The sequence below is a fragment of the Thiohalospira halophila DSM 15071 genome (assembly GCF_900112605.1).
In the GTDB taxonomy this organism is placed as follows: Bacteria; Pseudomonadota; Gammaproteobacteria; order Thiohalospirales; family Thiohalospiraceae; genus Thiohalospira; species Thiohalospira halophila.
In genome coordinates, this window is sequence record NZ_FOMJ01000004.1 from 46,082 (window position 1) to 64,671 (window position 18,590).

The 18,590-nt window shown below is 68.5% G+C and carries 15 protein-coding genes; 10 read left to right on the plus strand and 5 right to left on the minus strand.

Going from position 1 to position 18,590, the window contains the following annotated elements; translation table 11 throughout:
- The first annotated feature begins 121 nt into the window (after positions 1-121).
- From glyQ to BM272_RS07020, 3 genes are read left to right on the plus strand one after another with little or no spacing between them, the layout of a single operon-like run.
- Positions 122-1,054, plus strand: a complete 933-nt coding sequence (glyQ, locus tag BM272_RS07010; RefSeq protein WP_093428062.1) for a glycine--tRNA ligase subunit alpha — start codon at positions 122-124, stop codon at positions 1,052-1,054.
- Complete coding sequence (glyS, locus tag BM272_RS07015) at positions 1,051-3,144, plus strand: glycine--tRNA ligase subunit beta (RefSeq protein WP_093428063.1); 2,094 nt, start codon at positions 1,051-1,053, stop codon at positions 3,142-3,144. Before glyQ ends, glyS begins: the two co-directional genes overlap by 4 nt.
- A 7-nt stretch (positions 3,145-3,151) precedes the next feature.
- Positions 3,152-3,892 carry a lysophospholipid acyltransferase family protein gene (locus BM272_RS07020; RefSeq protein ID WP_240308061.1) on the plus strand — a complete coding sequence of 247 codons (741 nt, stop codon included), beginning with the start codon at positions 3,152-3,154 and terminating at the stop codon, positions 3,890-3,892.
- On the opposite strand, the gene BM272_RS07025 is transcribed toward BM272_RS07020, so the two are convergent.
- On the minus strand, positions 3,889-5,184 hold the full coding sequence (locus BM272_RS07025; RefSeq protein ID WP_093428065.1) for a 6-phosphofructokinase: 1,296 nt from the start codon (positions 5,182-5,184) through the stop codon (positions 3,889-3,891). The genes BM272_RS07020 and BM272_RS07025 overlap by 4 nt on opposite strands.
- Positions 5,185-5,364: 180 nt before the next feature.
- Here BM272_RS07025 and BM272_RS07030 point away from each other — a divergent pair, with 180 nt between their 5' ends.
- Complete coding sequence (locus BM272_RS07030; protein ID WP_093428066.1) at positions 5,365-6,381, plus strand: class 1 fructose-bisphosphatase; 1,017 nt, start codon at positions 5,365-5,367, stop codon at positions 6,379-6,381.
- Between the two features lie 205 nt (positions 6,382-6,586).
- Here the strand turns inward: BM272_RS07030 and gyrB are convergent, their stop codons facing one another.
- The 4 genes from gyrB to dnaA all read right to left on the minus strand — a co-directional run bounded on the left by gyrB (position 6,587) and on the right by dnaA (position 12,765).
- The gene (gene gyrB / locus BM272_RS07035) at positions 6,587-8,998 is read right to left on the minus strand and encodes a DNA topoisomerase (ATP-hydrolyzing) subunit B (protein ID WP_093428067.1); all 2,412 of its coding nucleotides are present in this window, start codon (positions 8,996-8,998) and stop codon (positions 6,587-6,589) included.
- A 25-nt stretch (positions 8,999-9,023) separates the two neighbouring features.
- On the minus strand, positions 9,024-10,094 hold the full coding sequence (gene recF / locus BM272_RS07040) for a DNA replication/repair protein RecF (RefSeq protein WP_093428068.1): 1,071 nt from the start codon (positions 10,092-10,094) through the stop codon (positions 9,024-9,026).
- Between the two features lie 3 nt (positions 10,095-10,097).
- Complete coding sequence (gene dnaN / locus BM272_RS07045; RefSeq protein WP_093428069.1) at positions 10,098-11,201, minus strand: DNA polymerase III subunit beta; 1,104 nt, start codon at positions 11,199-11,201, stop codon at positions 10,098-10,100.
- A gap of 232 nt (positions 11,202-11,433) precedes the next feature.
- Positions 11,434-12,765 (minus strand): chromosomal replication initiator protein DnaA, encoded by a 1,332-nt coding sequence (gene dnaA, locus BM272_RS07050; protein WP_093428070.1) that lies wholly within the window; start codon positions 12,763-12,765, stop codon positions 11,434-11,436.
- Positions 12,766-12,948: 183 nt separating this feature from the next.
- Here dnaA and rpmH point away from each other — a divergent pair, with 183 nt between their 5' ends.
- The 6 genes from rpmH to mnmG are packed head-to-tail and all read left to right on the plus strand — an operon-like array spanning position 12,949 to position 18,589.
- Complete coding sequence (gene rpmH / locus BM272_RS07055) at positions 12,949-13,083, plus strand: 50S ribosomal protein L34 (protein WP_093428071.1); 135 nt, start codon at positions 12,949-12,951, stop codon at positions 13,081-13,083.
- On the plus strand, positions 13,080-13,484 hold the full coding sequence (gene rnpA, locus BM272_RS07060; protein ID WP_093428072.1) for a ribonuclease P protein component: 405 nt from the start codon (positions 13,080-13,082) through the stop codon (positions 13,482-13,484). Before rpmH ends, rnpA begins: the two co-directional genes overlap by 4 nt.
- Positions 13,436-13,660, plus strand: coding sequence for a membrane protein insertion efficiency factor YidD (gene yidD / locus BM272_RS07065; protein ID WP_093428073.1), 225 nt, complete (start codon positions 13,436-13,438; stop codon positions 13,658-13,660). Before rnpA ends, yidD begins: the two co-directional genes overlap by 49 nt.
- A complete protein-coding gene (yidC, locus tag BM272_RS07070; protein WP_093428074.1) occupies positions 13,661-15,361 on the plus strand; it encodes a membrane protein insertase YidC in 1,701 nt (566 codons plus the stop codon). It begins immediately after the preceding gene.
- A gap of 4 nt (positions 15,362-15,365) precedes the next feature.
- Complete coding sequence (mnmE, locus tag BM272_RS07075) at positions 15,366-16,697, plus strand: tRNA uridine-5-carboxymethylaminomethyl(34) synthesis GTPase MnmE (RefSeq protein ID WP_093428075.1); 1,332 nt, start codon at positions 15,366-15,368, stop codon at positions 16,695-16,697.
- Positions 16,698-16,711: 14 nt separating this feature from the next.
- Positions 16,712-18,589, plus strand: a complete 1,878-nt coding sequence (mnmG, locus tag BM272_RS07080; protein ID WP_093428076.1) for a tRNA uridine-5-carboxymethylaminomethyl(34) synthesis enzyme MnmG — start codon at positions 16,712-16,714, stop codon at positions 18,587-18,589.
- Position 18,590 lies beyond the last annotated feature (1 nt).

Sequence of the window (18,590 nt, forward strand, 5' to 3'; positions counted from 1 at the left end):
CCTGTAAACCACTGGCTGCGCGCGGTTTTATCGCGAACCCCCGGGAACATAGCGCGGTTCGCAGCCACCCGGGCGGGGCGGTATAATCCCGGCTCCATTCAACGGTTTCCAGCGGGGACCCATGCAGCGCGATCCCACCACCTTCCAGGGCCTCATCCTGGCTCTCCAGGATTACTGGTCCGAGCAGGGCTGCGTTGTCCTGCAGCCCTACGACATGGAGATGGGGGCCGGCACTTTCCATCCGGCCACCTTCCTCCGCGCCATCGGCCCGGAGCCGTGGCGGGCGGCCTACGTCCAGCCCTCCCGGCGGCCCACCGACGGCCGCTACGGCGAGAACCCCAACCGGCTCCAGCACTACTACCAGTTCCAGGTAGTCCTGAAGCCCTCGCCCCTGGAGATCCAGGAGCTCTACATCGGCTCCCTGCGCGCCCTGGGGATCGACCCGCTGGTCCACGACATCCGCTTCGTCGAGGACAACTGGGAGTCGCCCACCCTAGGCGCCTGGGGCCTGGGCTGGGAGGTCTGGCTGAACGGCATGGAGGTCACCCAGTTCACCTATTTCCAGCAGGTGGGTGGCCTGGAGTGCCGCCCGGTGACCGGAGAGCTCACCTACGGCCTGGAGCGGATCGCCATGTACCTCCAGGGCGTGGAGAGCGTCTACGACCTGACCTGGACCCACGGCCCGCAAGGGCGGGTCCGTTACGGCGACGTCTACCACCAGAACGAGGTGGAGCAGTCCCACTACAACTTTGAGGAGGCCAACGTGGAACGGCTGTTCGAGGCCTTCGACACCTGCGAGAGCGAGAGCCAGCGCCTGGTGGAGGCGGGGCTGCCGCTGCCCGCCTACGAACAGGCCCTGCGCGCCTCCCACAACTTCAACCTGCTGGATGCCCGCCAGGCCATCTCCGTGACCGAGCGCCAGCGTTACATCCTGCGGGTACGGGGCCTCTCCCGCGCCGTGGCGGAGGCCTTCTACGCCTCCCGCGAGGCCGCCGGCTTCCCCCTGTGTGACGGTGACCGCTGTGACGACGACAGCAAGGGAGGTGCGGCATGAGCGAACGCGCCGACCTGCTGGTGGAGATCGGGACCGAAGAGCTACCCCCGGGGGCCCTGCGCCGGCTCGCCCGCGCCCTGGGCGACGGGCTGCACCGGGAGCTGGACGAGGCGCGCCTGGAGCCGGGAGAGGTGGAGATCTTCGCCGCCCCGCGCCGCCTGGCCGCCCGCATCCGCGACGTCCGCCGCGCCCAGGACGATCAGTCCCAGGAGCGCCGCGGGCCGGCGGTGGATGCGGCCTTCGATGCCGACGGCAATCCCACGAAAGCCGCCACCGGCTTCGCCGGCTCCTGCGGCGTGGCCGTCGCGGACCTCGAACGCATGGAGACGGACAAGGGTAGCTGGCTGGTGTACCGCCACACAGAGCCCGGCCGGCCGGCCGCCGAACTGATCCCGGCGGCGCTGGAGCGCGCCGTGGAGGGCCTGCCCATCCCCCGCCGCATGCGCTGGGGCGACTCCGAGGCCGCCTTCGTCCGGCCGGTGCACTGGCTAGTCGTCCTGCTCGGCAACGAGGTCGTCCCCGCACGCCTGCTGGAGGCCGACGCCAACGCGAACAGCCGCGGCCACCGCTTCCACCACCCGGAGCCGGTGACCATCCCGGATGCCGCGAGCTACCCCGGCCCCCTGGAGAGCCAGGGCTGGGTGGTGGCCGATTTCGATGACCGCCGGGAGCGGATCCGGTCCCAGGTCGAGGAGCAGGCCCGGAGCTCCGGCGGCCGCGCCTGGATCGAGGAGGCACTACTGGAGGAGGTCACGGCCATGGTGGAATGGCCGGTGGCCCTGGCGGGATCGTTTGATGAGCGTTTCCTGGCGATCCCCCACGAGGCCCTGATGGCCTCCATGCAGGGTCACCAGAAGTACTTCCCGGTGGTCGACGACAACGACGCCCTGCTGCCCGCCTTCGTGACGGTGGCCAACATCGCCAGCCGGCAGCCCGACGAGGTCCGTGCCGGCAACGAACGGGTGATCCGGCCCCGCCTGGAGGACACCGAATTCTTCTGGGACCACGACCGGCGTACCCCCCTTGCCGGCCGACTGCCCCACCTCGGGGGTATCGTCTTCGAACACCGCCTGGGCACCCAGCTCGACCGGACCCGGCGCCTGCAGCCCCTGGCCGGCCACATCGCGACCGCCATCGGCGGCGAGCCGGATAACGCCCGCCGGGCCGCGGAGCTGGCCAAGTGCGACCTGCTCACCGAGATGGTGGGCGAGTTCCCCGAGCTGCAGGGCACCATGGGCCGTTACTACGCCGCCCATGACGGCGAAGGGGACGACATCCCCGCCGCCCTGGAGGAGCAGTACCGCCCGCGCTTCGCCGGCGACGAGCTCCCGGCGACCACCACCGGCCGTGCCCTCGCCCTGGCGGACCGCCTCGATGTCATCACCGGGCTCTTCGGCATCGGCCAGCCCCCCACCGGCAGCAAGGACCCCTTCGGTCTGCGCCGGGCCGCCCTGGGCGTGCTCCGGATCTGCATCGAAGGCGAACTGGACCTCGACCTCGGCGACCTGGTGGACCGGGCCGCTGGCGCCTACCGGGAACAGCTGGGCGCGGACGGCATCGATCCCGCCACGGAGGGCGAGACCATCGCCTTCATCCTGGAGCGTCTCCGGGTCTACTACCAGGACCGGGGCGTCACCCACGACGCCTTCGAGGCCGTGCGTTCGGTGGCCCTGCCGGTGCCGCTGGACTTCGACGCCCGGGTCCGCGCCATGGCGGCGTTCCTGGAGCGGGAGGAGGCCGAGGCCCTGGTGGGTGCCAACAAGCGTATCGCCAACATCCTGCGCAAGGCCGGGGTCGACGCCAACGACCTCGCTCTCCCCGACCCGGCGCTCTTCACCGAGGAGGCGGAACGGGACCTCTTCACGGCCCTGGGAGAGCGGCGGGAACAGGTGGCCGGGCTGGCCGCGTGGCGCGATTATGCCGGTGCCCTGGATGCCCTGGCGGGGCTGCGCGAGGCGGTGGATGGCTTCTTCGACCACGTGATGGTCATGGCCGACGACGAGGCCGTGCGCGCTAACCGCCTCGCCCTGCTGGCCGAACTCCGCCGGCTCTTCCTCCAGGTCGCCGACCCCTCCCGGGTTCAGGAGTAGGCCCTTGGTGGTCCTGCGCTCGACGCTCTTTGCCCTGGGGATGTGGCTGACCACCATCCCCTTCGGCTTGCTGGCCGTGATCCTGCTGGTCATCCGGCCGCGCTTCGAGCGGCGCTTCGCCCTCATCAGCCTCTGGTCGCGGCTCATGGTCCACTGGCTGCGCTGGACCTGCGGCGTCCGCTGGGAGGTGGAGGGCCGCGAGAACATCCCCGACACCCCCTGCCTGGTCTTCGCCAACCACCAGTCCACCTGGGAGACCATCTTCCTCCAGTCCCTTTTTCGGCCCCAGACCTGGGTGCTCAAGCGGGAGTTGCTGGCCATTCCCTTCTTCGGCTGGGGGCTCAAGGCCCTGGAGCCCATCGCCATCGAGCGGGGTAGCGGCCGCAAGGCCATCGCCAGCATCATCCGCCAGGGCCGGGATCGACTGGCCGCTGGCCGGTGGGTAGTGGTATTCCCGGAGGGAACCCGACTGAAGCCGGGGGAACAGCGCAAGTGGGGAATCGGTGGCGCGGCGCTGGCGGCCTCCAGCGGCTACCCGGTAGTGCCGGTGGCCCACGATGCGGGGCAGTGCTGGCCCAAGGGCTCCTTCCTCAAGCGGTCGGGCACTATCCGCGTCCGGATCGGCCCGCCGTTGGCATCCCGGGACCGGGAGGCGGAGGCCATCAATGAGGAGGCCCGTATCTGGGTGGAGGACCATCGCCCCGACCTCGTGGATCGCGAGGACGAGCCCGGATCCGACCCCGCCTAGGCCGGCTTGCCGCCCTTCTGCGGCGCCACCTGCTCGTCGAGTTCGTAGGGCGGGAGGCGACGTTCCACGGGGAACATCCCCAGGCGGGCATAGTCGGGCAGGCCGTTAATGAACGGCGGACGCGCCTCACCCCGTATAAGGGGTGCCAGATACCGCCGGGCCGCCTCCGTGATGTGGTAGCCATCCTCACGGATAAACGCCTCGGGAACGGTCGTCTCCACGTCGGCGATGCGCGCAAGATCGACCGAATCGACGGACCATTCATACGGCTCATCCGATTCGCGGCGTATCACCGGCATCCGGCCGTTCTCACCGGCCACCGCCAGCTCCACCGCCCGCTCGCCCACTGCGGCGGCCTGTTCAACATCGGTAGCCGAGCCGATATGGGCCGCCGCCCGCTGCAGATAGTCCGGCAACGCCCAGTGGACCTTCAAGTCCAGGTCCCGCCGTACCATCTCCGCAAGATTCGGCGCGACTCCGCCCAGCTGGATCCAGTCCTCCACGTGGCTCGACTCCGCCACGGAGAGAAACTGCCCATCGGCATCCCGAAGCCCTTCGCTGGCGACGACGACGCAGTACCCGACCCGTTCCACGATTTCCCGGACGCGGTCCATGAATGCCCGCCGATGAAAGGCGCGTTCGGCAAACAGCACGATTTGGGGCGCATCATCCGGCCTCCCCTGAGCCAGGCCGCCGGCCGCTGCCAGCCAGCCCGCGTGGCGACCCATCACCTCCATGATGAAGACCTTGGTGGAGGACTCCGCCATGGAGGCGACGTCCAGGGCCGCCTCCCGCACGCTGGTGGCCACGTATTTCGCCGCCGACCCGAAACCCGGACTGGTATCCGTCCCCGCCAGGTCGTTATCGATCGTCTTGGGAATGCCCATCACCGTGAGCGGATACCCCATCTGCTGCGCCGCCACGTGGACCTTCTCCGCCGTGACCATGGAGCCACCGCCACCGTTGTAGAAGAAATAGCCGATATCGTGGGCCGCAAAGACCTCCATGAGCCGCTCGTACTGGTGCTTGTGGCTCTCCAGGGGCCCCAGGTCGTACCGACAGGCCCCGAATGCCCCTCCCGGGGTGTGGCGAAGGGCATCCAGGGAGGCGGCATCCTCCCGCTCCAGGTCCACCAGGTCCTCCCGCAGGGCACCGATGATGCCCTCCCGCGCGGCATAAATGCGCCCGAAATGGTCGCGATGGTGGCGAACCCCCTGGATCACCCCGTGGGCGGAGGCGTTGATCACGGCGGTGACACCACCGGCCTGACCGTATAGGACATTGGCGGGCATCTCGTTCTCCTGGGAGGTTGGCGTTGGGGCCCGCGCCGGTCCACGCAGGCCCTGCGGCTGTTCGACCACCGGATCGGTGGCGCCGCAACTCTCTGATACAATCCGGGTTCAGCCTTTTTCCGGCCCGGGCGGGCGGACGCACGGCCCGGGCACCACCCATTCCGCTGCAAGGGGACCGACATGCATATCGGAACGACGCTGACGCAGTTCATTATCGAGAAGGAGCACCAGCACGTCGAGGCCACCGGCGCCTTTACGGGGCTCCTTAACGAGATTGCCACCGCCTGCAAGATCATCTCCAACGGGGTGAACCACGGCGGCCTGGCCGAGGATGTCCTGGGCGTCGCCGGGACCGAGAACGTCCAGGGCGAGGAGCAGAAGAAGCTCGACGTCCTCTCCAACGAGGTCATGATCGCCCGCAACCAGTGGGGCGGCCACGTCGCCGCCATGGCCTCCGAGGAAGAGGACGACATCTACAACCTCCCCAAGGAGTACCCGCGCGGCAAGTATCTGCTCCTGTTCGACCCGCTGGACGGCTCCTCCAACATCGACGTGAACATCTCGGTGGGCACCATCTTCTCCATCCTGCGCTGCCCCGAAGGCATCGAGGAGCCCACCGCCGATGACTTCCTCCAGGAGGGCACCACCCAGGTCGCCGCCGGCTACGCCCTCTACGGCCCCTCCACCGAGATGGTCCTGACCACCGGTAACGGCGTGCACCGCTTCACCCTGGACCCCAACGTCGGGGAGTTCATCCTCACCGAGGAGAACGTCACCATCCCGGAGGAGACCCAGGAGTTCGCCATCAACATGTCCAACCAGCGCTTCTGGGAGGCGCCGGTGAAGCGGTACATCGACGAGTGCCTCCAGGGCAAGGAGGGTCCGCTGGGCAAGGACTTCAACATGCGCTGGGTGGCCTCCATGGTCGCCGAGGTCCACCGCATCCTGAACCGCGGCGGGATCTTCATGTATCCCCTGGACTCCAAGACCATGGCCAAGGGCCAGGCCGGCAAGCTGCGCCTGATGTACGAGGCCAACCCGATGTCGTTCATCGTGGAACAGGCCGGCGGCGCCTCCACCACCGGCCGGGAGCGGATCCTGTCCATGAAGCCCGAGCACATCCACCAGCGGGTGCCGGTGGTCCTGGGCTCGCGGACCGAGGTCGAGCGGGTTACCGCCTACCACAACGAGGGCTGAGCCGCCTCCCTGCTCGTGACCCCGTCCTCCGGGACGGGGCCCTCAAGGCCCGGCCGTTGCGCCGGGCCTTTTCGATCCCGGTCTTTCCGAACCGACCCGGGAAATCCCGCCGACCGCGGGTAACCGGCAGGACGGGTGGCCAACAAGAAAGGGGCCCGGAGTTGCCCCCGGGCCCCTGTGGACCATTGCCGATGGCGCCGTCGGATCAGACGTCGAGGTTGGTTACGGAGAGGGCATTGGCCTCGATGAAGTCCCGGCGCGGTTCCACCTGGTCACCCATCAGGGTGGTGAAGATCTCGTCGGCGGCCACCGCGTCCTCAATGCCCACCTGCAGCATGCGCCGGCTCTCCGGATCCATGGTGGTCTCCCAGAGCTGCTCGGGGTTCATCTCCCCCAGGCCCTTGTAGCGCTGGATGCTCTGGCCCCGCTTGGCCTCCCCGAGCAACCAGTCCATGGCCTCCTTGAAGCTCGCAACGGCCTGGATCCTGTCCCCGCGCCGCACGTAGGCGCCCTCCCCGAGCAGCCCCTCCAGGCGATCGTGGAGACGGCGCATGGACCGGTATTCGCCGGAGTTGAAGAATTCCCCGTCGAAGCGCTGCCGGGTTTCGTTGGAATGGCGAGTAATGACCAGGTCCGCGCCGTACTCCCCGTGGTCGGGGTCGGCAGCCACCTCGAACCGGTAGGTAAGCCCAGCGGGTCGCTCGGCATTGAGGCGATCCTCCAGCTCCCGGAACCATCCGGTCACCTCGCCCTCGTCCCGACGCTGGTCCTCGGCGAGCGACGGCATGTAGACCATCTTCTCCAGCACCTCGGTGTTGTAGCGGTGCCCCATGCGCTCGATGGTCGCCATGACGACGGCGTAGTCCCGCGCCAGCTCCTCGAGTCCCGGTCCGGTGAGCGCCGGCGCCTCCGGATTTACGTGCAGGGCGGCCCCATCCAGGGCCACCCCCAGGAGGTAATCGGTAAGCTCCCGATCATCCTTGACGTACTGTTCCTGCTTGCCCTTCTTGAGCTTGTAGAGCGGCGGCTGGGCGATATAGACGTGGCCACGCTCCACCAGCTCCGGCATCTGCCGGTAGAAGAAGGTCAGCAGTAGCGTCCGGATGTGGGAGCCGTCCACGTCCGCGTCGGTCATGATGATGATCCGGTGGTAGCGGAGGTTGTCGGCGTTGAACTCCTCCCGGCCGATCCCCGTCCCCAGCGCGGTGATGAGCGTCGCCACCTCGGCGGAGGAGAGCATCTTGTCGAAGCGCGCCTTCTCCACGTTGAGAATCTTGCCCTTGAGCGGAAGGATGGCCTGGTAGCGGCGATCGCGACCCTGCTTGGCGGACCCACCGGCCGAGTCACCCTCCACCAGGTAGAGCTCCGACTCGGCCGGGTCCTTCTCCTGACAGTCGGCCAGCTTGCCGGGCAGGCCGGCCACGTCCAGCGCCCCCTTGCGGCGGGTCATCTCCCGCGCCTTGCGGGCGGCATCCCGCGCCCGGGCGGCGTCGATGACCTTGCCGGCGATGGCCTTGGCCTCGTTGGGATGTTCATCCAGGAACTCGGCGAGGTTGTCCGAGAGACAGGATTCCACCAGCCCCTTCACCTCGGAGGAGACCAGCTTTTCCTTCGTCTGCGAGGAGAACTTGGGGTCCGGCACCTTCACCGAGATGACAGCGGTGAGCCCCTCCCGGGCATCATCCCCGGAGGGCGCCACCTTGGCCTTGCCGGCATAGCCCTCGCGTTCGATGTACTGGTTCATGGTCCGGGTCAGCGCCGCCCGGAAACCCGAGAGGTGGGTCCCGCCATCCTTCTGCGGGATGTTGTTGGTGAAACAGAAGATGGACTCCTGGTAGGAGTCGTTCCACTGCATGGCCACCTCCACCGTCATGCCCTCGCGATCGGCGGTAAAGTGGAAGACCTCGCCGTGCAGCGGCTGCTTCTTCTGGTTGAGGTGCTCGACGAAGGCGCGAATGCCGCCCTGGTACTCGAAGACGTCGTGGCGCGGTTCGCCCCGCTCGTCCTTGAGCTCGATCCGCACCCCGGAGTTCAGGAAGGAGAGCTCGCGCAACCGGCGCGCCAGGACATCGTAGTGGAACTCGGTGTCGGCGAAGACCTCGCGACTGGGGAGGAACCGGATCTCGGTGCCGCTCCCCTCGGTCTCCCCCTTCTCCTGGAGCGGGGACTGCGGCTCGCCCATGGAGAAGAGCTGTTCGTAGACCCGCCCGTTGCGGCGGATGGTCAGACGCAGCTCCTCGGAGAGGGCGTTGACCACCGAGACCCCGACGCCGTGGAGGCCGCCGGAGACCTTGTAGGAGTTGTTGTCGAACTTCCCGCCGGCGTGGAGGACCGTCATGATGACCTCCGCGGCGGAGCGGCCCTCCTCCTCGTGCCAGTCCACCGGGATCCCGCGGCCGTCGTCCCGAACCGTCACGGCGCCGTCACCGTGGATGGCGACCTGGATGGTGGAACAGTAGCCGCCCAGGGCCTCGTCGATGGCGTTATCCACCACCTCGAAGACCATGTGATGCAGCCCCGTCCCGTCATCGGTGTCGCCGATGTACATGCCGGGCCGCTTGCGGACGGCGTCTAGCCCCTTGAGGACCTTGATGCTCGAGGAATCGTATTCGGCCATGTCTGCTCCCTGGACGCTACCGCCATTATACCACCCTGCGTACCTTCCCGTGTTCCACGCGGAACTGCGCTTCGCCCTCGCCGCGCGGAACGAGCCCCCCCTCGGTGGCCGTTACCAGGGCCTGGATCCCCAGCTCGCGGACCGCATCAAGGAGCCTGCCCCGGTGCTCTTCGTCGAGTTCGGCCGGCAGGTCGTCCAGCAGCAGGAGGGCCCCTTCCCCCAGACGTTCACCGAAGAGGGCGAGCTGCGCCAGACGGAGCGCCGCCGCCAGCAGCTTCTGCTGGCCCCGGGAAACCCGCTCTGCCGCCGGAATGCCGCCGATGCGCAACGCCAGTTCCGCCCGATGGGGACCGGCGCCGGTATGGCCCTGACGCCGATCGCCCTCCCAGCCCGCTTCCAACGCCTCGGCCAGGGAACGTTCCCGCGCCCAGCCGGCCTGCAGGTGGAGGTCGAGCCCGGCGAGCCCGAAATGCTCCTCCGCCATGGCCACCGCCCGCGGTGCCAGATCGTCGAGGTAACGCCTTCGGGCGGCATCCACCGCCTCGCCGAGCGCCACCAGATCCTGGTCCCAGGCCCGGGCCACGGCCGGCCCGCTCCCCTGTCGAAGTGCCGCGTTCCGCTGCTCCAGGACGCGCCGATAACGCCGCCAGGTGCGCAGGAAATCGGGTTCCACGTGGAACACCCCCCAATCCACCAGCGCCCGCCGCTCCGGCGGCGGCCCCTCGATCAATCGATGGGAATCCGGATTGAGGAGCTGAAGTGGGAGGCAGTCGGCGAGTTCGGCGATCCCGTCCGCATCCGCGCCATCTCGCCGGAGCCGGGAGACCCCCTCGCCGCCCTCGACCCCGATGCGGTGTTCGCCGTTGCGCCAGTGGACCTCCCCGTAGACGGTCAGCCGGCCACTCCCACCCTCTACCACGCGCCGCAATGAGCGAGCCCGGAACGAGCGCGCAAGACCCAGGATGTGGACCGCCTCGAGAACGCTGGTCTTGCCGCTGGCGTTCGCGCCGATGAGCCAGTTGACCCCCGGCTCAAGCGCGAGGTCGAGATCGGCCAGGTTCCGGACAGATCGGAGGACGAGTCGCCGGAGGTCCATCCCCTAGATCCGCATGGGCATGACCACGTACCGGCAGTCGCCCTCCTCCCCTCCGTCGATGAGGCAGCTGCTGTTGCTGTCCGCCAGTTGCAGCCGTGCCTGTTCGGTATCCAGCGCCCCGAGGGCATCCAGGAGGTAGCTGGCATTGAAGCCGATCTCCATCTCCGGCCCGTCGTAGTCCACCTCCAGCGTGGCCTCGGCCTCCTCCTGCTCCGGATTGTGCGCGATGGCGGCGACCTCCCCGGCCCGTACCTGCAGCCGGATGCCGCGATATTTCTCGTTGGAGAGGATCGCCGCTCGTTGCAGCGTCTCCCGCAGGATTCGCCGGTCCGCCTTCAGATGGTGGCGATTGCCGCTGGGGATGACCTGTTCGTAGTCCGGGAAGCGGCCATCGATGAGCTTGGTCGTAAAACCGGTGTCACCCAGCTGGAACCGGAGATAGTTGCCCCCGGTCTCGATATCCACCAGTTCCTCGTCCTCGCCCAGGAGCTTGACCAGCTCCATGACTGCCTTGCGCGGAACGATGGCCTGGATCCCGCCTTCGGGATCGTGCTCGGTTCCGCTCTCGCAGAGCGCCAGCCGATGGCCATCGGTGGCCACGGTTCGCAGGGTGTGGTCCGCCACCTCCAGGAGCAGTCCGTTGAGGTAGTACCGGACATCCTGCTGTGCCATGGCGAAACTGGTGCGATCCAGCAGGCCCTTGAGGTGGCCCTGGGGGACCTGAAGCTTCGTGGCTTCCTCGCGGGTCTCCATGACAGGGAACTCCGAGGCCGGCAGGGTCGCCAGGGTAAAACGGCTCCGCCCGGCCCGGACGACCATCTTCTCGCCCTCCTGCTGGAACCGGATCTCCGCTCCCTCCGGCAGTGCTCGCACGATGTCCGTGAGTTTGCGGGCGGGGACCGTGACTCGCCCCTCCTCGGCCTCTTCGTCCAGGGCCACGTGGGTGACCAGTTCCAGTTCAAGGTCCGTCCCCGTGAGTGCCAGACTCCGCGGGGAGACCGTCAACAGGATGTTGGCGAGGATGGGCATGGTCTGCTTGCGTTCCACCACCCCGCCAACGGCCTGGAGTGGTCGAAGGAGCGCTTCGCGCTGGATGCCGAACTTCATATCCGCTCCCGATGCAGTTGTAGTGATCTGTGTTTCTTAAAGAAAACCGTTGTAATAACAAGGGCGGCCATCCCTTGGGGATGGATCCGAAAAATCCTTTCTGTGTCAGTCAGCTAGAAAGCGAAAACGCGGTGGATAAGAGGCGCTTCGCAACCGTCCACTCCCTGTGGAAAACCTGTGCCTCGTTCGGCATCGATCCTGGTCCACTGGCTTATCCACAAGTTCTCCCGGTTCAACTCGTCAGGGTTCTCAACAGGTTCTGATAGTCCTCGTGGAGCCGGTTATCGCTCTGCCGGAGCTCCTCCACCTTGCGACAGGCATACAGCACCGTAGTGTGATCCCGGCCCCCGAAGGCATCCCCGATCTCCGGCAGGCTGTGGCTGGTGAGTTCCTTTGCCAGCGCCATGGCCAGCTGTCGCGGGCGGGCAATGGAACGGCTGCGCTTCTTCGAGAGCAGATCGCCCATCCGGATCTTGTAATAGCCGGCGACGGTCTTCTGGATGTTGTCCACCGTGACCAGTTTGTCCTGCAGCGCCAGGAGGTCCTTCAGGGCTTCCTTGGCAAAGGGCAGGTCGATGGCGTGGCCGGTGAAATGGGCGTTGGCCACCACGCGGCGCAGCGCCCCCTCGAGCTCGCGGACGTTGGACCGGATCCGCTTGGCGATGAAGAACGCTACCTCGTCCGGCAGCTCGGCCCCCGACTGGCTGGCCTTGCTCTTGAGGATGGCGACCCGGGTCTCCAGCTCCGGCGGTTCGATGGCCACCGTCAGCCCCCAGCCGAAGCGCGAGCGCAGCCGCTCTTCCAGCCCCTCGACTTCCTTGGGATAGCGGTCGCAGCTGAGGATGATCTGCTGCTCGCTCTCCAAGAGGGCATTGAAGGTATGAAAGAACTCCTCCTGGGAGCGCTCCTTGTTGGCGAAGAACTGGATATCGTCGATGAGCAGGGCGTCCACCGATCGGTAGAACTTCTTGAAGTCGTCGATGACGCCGTGCTGGAGCGCCTTGATCATGTCGGAGACGAAGCGCTCCGAATGCAGGTAGATCACCCGGGCGTCCGGGCGGTGTTCCCGGATCTGGTTGCCAACGGCGTGCATGAGGTGGGTCTTGCCCAGGCCCACCCCGCCGTAGATGAACAGCGGATTGTAGGGTGCGCCGGAACTGCTGCCGACCTGGAAGGAGGCTGCCCGGGCAAGCTGGTTGGACTTGCCCTCGACGAAGGTATCGAAGGTGAAGGCCGGATTGAGCCGGCTGGGAGACGCCCGGAAGCGCGAGGACTCCGGCGCCTCGCGGACCGTGTTCTCGGTCGGGGCGCTGCTATCACCCGGGGTGTCGACCACCAGGGAGACCGCCGGCGCTCCCTCCCCTTCGAGCCGTTGCACCGCCTCCCGGATCCGCTCGACGGCGTGGTTCTCCACCCACTCCTGAACGAAGGGATTCGGCGCACACAGCTCCAGACCCCCGTTGCGCTCCCGAGCCTGGAGCGGCCGGATCCAGGTATTGAATTCCTGATCCGCGAATTCCTGTTCGAGCCTTTCCAGGCAGCGCTGCCAGAGCGTCGAAGCCACCGAGATACCTCTGCCTGCCGGGGATGGAACGAGGCAGTCTAACCCTCGGTGGCGGAGTTATCCACACCCTGTCCAGGGTCCTCCGCGGGCCTCCTTTTCTTGACACTACCGGCGTGACTGGATAGATTCCCTTGCCTTTTCCAGCCGCGCCTTCGCGCGGGGGACCTCCGGGGAACGACTCTCATGAAGCGTACGTATCAGCCTAGCAACATCAAGCGCAAGCGCACCCACGGTTTCCGGGCGCGCATGAAGACCCGGGCCGGGCGCAAGGTGCTCAAGGCGCGGCGGGACAAAGGGCGCAAGCGCCTCACCGTTTGACGGCGACCGGCCCCTTTCGGCGCCGGCAGCGACTGCTCGACGGCACGGATTTCCGCCGGGTCTTCCAGCAGTCCGATCCGCCGCGCAGCTCCGACGCCTATCTGACCCTGCTGGCCCGCCCCGATAACGGCCTCGGCTGGCCGCGAATCGGTCTGGCCATCGGCCGCAAGGTGACGCTGCGTGCGGTGGGCCGCAACCGGATCAAGCGGCTGGCCCGCGAATCCTTCCGGGCCGAGCAGGCCGCCCTGCCGCCCCTGGATGTCGTCGTCCTGGCTCGTCCGGCGGCGGCCGCCGCCGACAACGCCACTCTCTGGGCCTCGCTCGCCCGGAACTGGAAGAGGCTTCGCCAGCGATGCGGACAATCCTCATCCTCGCCGTCCGAATCTACCGCTACCTCGTGAGCCCGCTGCTCGGGCCGCGTTGCCGTTTCCATCCGACCTGCTCCTGCTATGCGGAGGAGGCCGTCCAGCGCCATGGCGCGCTGCGTGGCGGCTGGCTCGCCATCCGGCGGCTGGGCCGCTGTCATCCCTGGCACCCCGGTGGGGTGGACCCTGTTCCCGAGCGGGAGACCGACTGAATGGATCTGCAGAAGACCCTCCTCTGGGTGGCCCTCGCCCTGGTACTCGTCCTCCTCTGGGTGGAGTGGCAGGAATTCCGCTACGGCGACGAGGCCGTTGCCACCGAGTCCCGGACCAACGGTGGCGAGGAACGCGCACGCGGCGAAGCGGGAAGTTCCGGCAACGACGAGGTCCCGAGTGCCCTGGCCGATGACGGCGGTGGCGACGCCCTCCCCGAGGGAGACGACGCACCGGCAACCCCCGCCGATTCCGGCGACCGGCCGATCGTCGTGCGCACCGACCTCCTGGAGGTCGCCATCGACCCCCGGGGCGGTGCCATCCGTCGCGCCGACCTGCTGGCGCACACCGTCACCCGGGAGTCCGACGAGCCGGTCCGCCTGCTGGATACCAGCCGCAGCCGCTACTTCGTCCTCCAGGACGGGCTCATCAATGCCCGCGGGGTCGAGGGCGAGGTCCCCAACCACCGCTCCGACTTCGAGGCCGAGCGCAAGGACTACGCCCTCGAGGAGGGCGAGGACACGGTCCGGGTCCCGTTGCGCTGGGAGCGGCCGGACGGTCTGGCGGTCACCAAGACCTACACCTTCCACCGCGACTCCTACCAGGTGGATGTCGACGTCGAGGTCGCCAACCGCGCCGAGGAGGCCTGGCGGGGGCAGCTCTACAGCCAGATCCAGCGCAGCCGGGACACGCGCGACTCCTTCTTCCTGTACACTTATACCGGCGGCGTCCTCTCCGGCTATAACGAGGCCGCGGACGAGCGCCAGCCCTACCGCAAGATCGACTTCGACGACATGGCCGACCAGGCGCTACGCCAGCCCATGCAGGGCGGCTGGGCGGCCATGATCGAGCACTACTTCCTGGCGGCCATCCTGGCGCCGGAGGAGGCCGAACTCACCGCTTATACCCGCTCCCTGGACAGCGGCCGCTTCCTCCTGGGCTATACCTTCCCGGTCCGTAGCATCGGATCCGGCGAGACGGCCGGTTACGAGTATCGTTACTTCATTGGTCCCAAGGAGCAGGAACGGCTGGAGGAGGCGGCCCCGGAGCTCGATCTCACGGTGGATTACGGCTTCCTGACCATCCTGGCTCGGCCGCTCTACTGGCTGCTGGATCTCTTCCACGGCCTCACCGGTAACTGGGGCTGGTCCATTATCCTTTTGACGCTGCTCATCAAGCTGGCCTTCTTCCACCTGTCGGCCAAGAGCTACCGCTCCATGGCGCACATGCGCCGGGTGGCCCCGCGGCTCAAGGAGATCAAGGAGAAGTACGCCGACGATCGCCAGCGCATGAACCAGGCGATGATGGACCTCTACAAGACCGAGAAGATCAATCCCCTGGGGGGGTGCCTGCCCATCCTGGTACAGATCCCGGTCTTCATTGCCCTCTACTGGGTGCTGCTGGAGTCGGTGGAGCTTCGCCACGCCCCCTGGATCGGCTGGATCCAGGATCTCACCTCGCCGGACCCGTGGTTCATCCTGCCCATTATCATGGGCGCGTCCATGCTGTTGCAGTTCAAGCTCAACCCGGCGCCCATGGACCCGGTCCAGGAAAAGGTGATGATGATCATGCCCTTTGTGCTGACCATCTTCTTCGCCTTCTTCCCGGCGGGGCTGGTCCTCTACTGGACCACCAATAACGTCCTCTCCATCGCCCAGCAGTGGTGGATCACCCGCCGCATCGAGAGCGGCGCGGAGAAGTAGCCCCATGACCGCGGTGGTGGACGGGGTCGATACCATCGCCGCCCCGGCCACCCCGCCGGGGCGCGGCGGTATCGGCATCATCCGGGTCTCCGGGCCCGGGACTTTGGCCATCGCCGAGGCTGTGGCCGGCCGCCGGCCGGCGCCGCGCCACGCGACCACCACCGCCTTCCGGGCCGCCGACGGCTCGGCCCTGGACCACGGGATCCTCCTCTATTTCCCCGGTCCGGCCTCCTTCACCGGCGAGGATGTGGTGGAGTTCCAGGGCCACGGCGGCCCGGTGGTGATGGACCGCCTCCTGGCGCGGACCTTGGAGCTGGGGGCGCGCCTGGCCGAACCCGGCGAGTTCAGCCAGCGCGCCTATCTCAACGGCCGCATGGACCTGGCCCAAGCGGAGGCCGTGGCCGACCTCATCGACGCCGGCTCCGAGGCCGCCGCCCGCGCCGCCGTCCACAGCCTGGAGGGGGTCCTCTCCCGCCGCGTGGAGGCCCTGGCCGAGGGGCTGCTGGATCTGCGGGCCCGGGTGGAGGCCCTGCTGGACTTCCCCGACGACGAGATCGCCGCCGAGTTGTCCACGGCTGCCACTGAACTGGATGAGCGCCGCGGGGAGCTTCGAACCCTCCTCCAGGAAGGGGGTCGGGGTCGCCGACTGGCCGAGGGGGCAACGGTGGTCCTGGCAGGCCCGCCCAATGCGGGGAAATCCAGCCTGATGAACGCCCTGGCCCGTCGGGACAGCGCCATCGTCACCGATCTCCCCGGGACCACCCGGGACCTGTTGCGCGAGCGCCTGGCCATCGGGGGGATTCCGGTGGAGCTGGTGGATACCGCCGGCCTCCACGCCGGGGGCGACGCCATTGAGCAGGAGGGGATGCGCCGGGCGCGCGAGGCCCTGGCCACGGCCGATCTGGTACTCTGGCTGGCGAATGCCGCCGACCCCGAGGCGCCGGAGGGCCCGGAGGAGCGGCCCGGTGCGCCGCTGGTGCTGCTGCACACCCAGGCCGATCGGAGTGGCCGGGAGGCCGGTGAGCAGGCGGACGGCTCCGTGGTCCTCTCCGCGGTGACCGGCGCGGGCCTGGACGCGCTGGAGGCCGTCATCGTTCACCACCTGGGCGGCGAAGCCCCGCCGGAGGGCGGCTTTACCGCCCGTCGACGCCACCTGGAGGCGCTGGAGAGCGCGCTCACGGCCCTCGACGCCGCTCCGGATCCCGCCGAAGGCGAACTGGAGCTGGTGGCCGCCGAGCTGGCCCGGGCCCATGCCGCTCTGGGCCGGATCACCGGCGCGACCGGGACCGAGGACCTCCTGGGTCGGATCTTCTCCACCTTCTGCATCGGCAAGTAGGTAGCCCCAAGACCATGCTCAACACCTCACCCGACTACCGGGTCATCGTCATCGGCGGCGGCCACGCCGGCACCGAGGCCGCGCTGGCTGCCGCACGCACCGGGGCGCCGACCCTGCTCGTCACCCAGAACCTGGACACCATCGGCCAGATGAGCTGCAACCCGGCCATCGGCGGCATCGGCAAGGGCCACCTGGTGCGCGAGATCGACGCCCTGGGCGGCGCCATGGGCCGCGCGGCCGATGCCGCCGGGATCCAGTTCCGCGTGCTCAACCGGCGCAAGGGGCCGGCGGTCCGGGCGACCCGCGCCCAGACCGATCGCGCCCTCTATCGCCACGCCATCCGGGCCGCCGTGGAGGCGGAGCCGAACCTGACCTGTTTCCAGGATGGTGTTGCCGACCTCCAGGTGGAAGGCGGCCGGGCCACCGGGGTTGTAACCACCCTGGGGCTCACCCTCTCCGCCCCGACCGTGGTCCTGGCCACCGGCACCTTCCTGGGGGGACGGATCCACGTGGGCGAGGCCCGGCGCGAGGGCGGGCGCGCCGGGGATGCCCCGGCCAACGCCCTGGCCGCTCGCCTGCGCGAGCTGGGCCTGGCCGCGGATCGCCTGAAGACCGGCACGCCCCCGCGCATCGACGGCCGGACCATCGACTTCGCCCGGCTCACCCCCCAGCCGGGTGACGAGCCCCGACCGGTCTTCTCCTTCATGGGCGACCCCTCGGACCATCCCCGCCAGGTGCCGTGCCACATCGCCACCACGACGCCGGCGACCCATGAGCTCATCCGCGCGAACCTGGAACGCTCGCCCATGTTCAGCGGCGCCATCGAGAGCAACGGACCGCGCTACTGCCCCTCCATCGAGGACAAGGTGGTCCGCTTCGCCGACCGCGATGCCCACCAGATCTTCGTGGAACCCGAGGGGCTGGATACCCACGAGGTCTATCCCAACGGGATCTCCACCAGCCTCCCCTTCGACGTCCAGCAGGCCCTGGTGCAGACCCTCCCCGGCTTCGAGGCCGCCCGGATCACCCGGCCGGGTTACGCCATCGAGTACGACTTTCTGGATCCCCGCGGCCTGCGCCCCTCCCTGGAGTCGCGGGAGCTCCCGGGCCTCTACCTGGCCGGCCAGATCAACGGCACTACCGGCTACGAGGAGGCCGGCGCCCAGGGCCTGCTGGCCGGCCTCAATGCCGCCCGGGCCGCCGCCGACCTCCCCGCCTGGACGCCGGGCCGCGACGAGGCCTACCTCGGCGTCATGGTGGATGACCTCATTACCCGGGGGACCCGCGAGCCCTACCGCATGTTCACCAGCCGGGCCGAGTACCGCCTGCTTCTGCGCGAGGACAATGCCGACCTGCGCCTGACCCCCGTCGGCCGGGAGCTGGGCCTGGTGGATGACCACCGCTTCGCCGCCTTCCAGGTGCGCCAGAACACCATCGAGGCGGAGCAGAACCGGCTGGCGACCACCACCATCCGGGCTGGCGAGGTGGGGGACGAGCTCGCCCGGGAGGTCCTGGGCCAGCCCCTGGATCGGAATCAGCACCTTGCTGACCTCCTGCGCCGGCCGGAGACCGAGTACTACGCCCTCCATCGCCTCCCCGGCGCGGGAGAGCCGACGGCGCGGGCCGACGTCGCCGAGCAGGTCACCGTCCAGGCCCGGTATGCCGGCTACATCGAGCGCCAGCTGGCCGAGAATGCCCGCCAGGAGCGCCACGCCCACCGTTCCATCCCCGACGAGCTCGATTTCCGCGCCGTGCCCGGCCTCTCCACCGAGGTGGCGGAGAAGCTCGGTCGCCACCGCCCCTCCACCCTGGGTCAGGCGGGTCGGATCGACGGCGTGACACCGGCGGCGCTGTCGCTGCTGCTGGTCCACCTCCATCGCTGGGGGGCGTGAC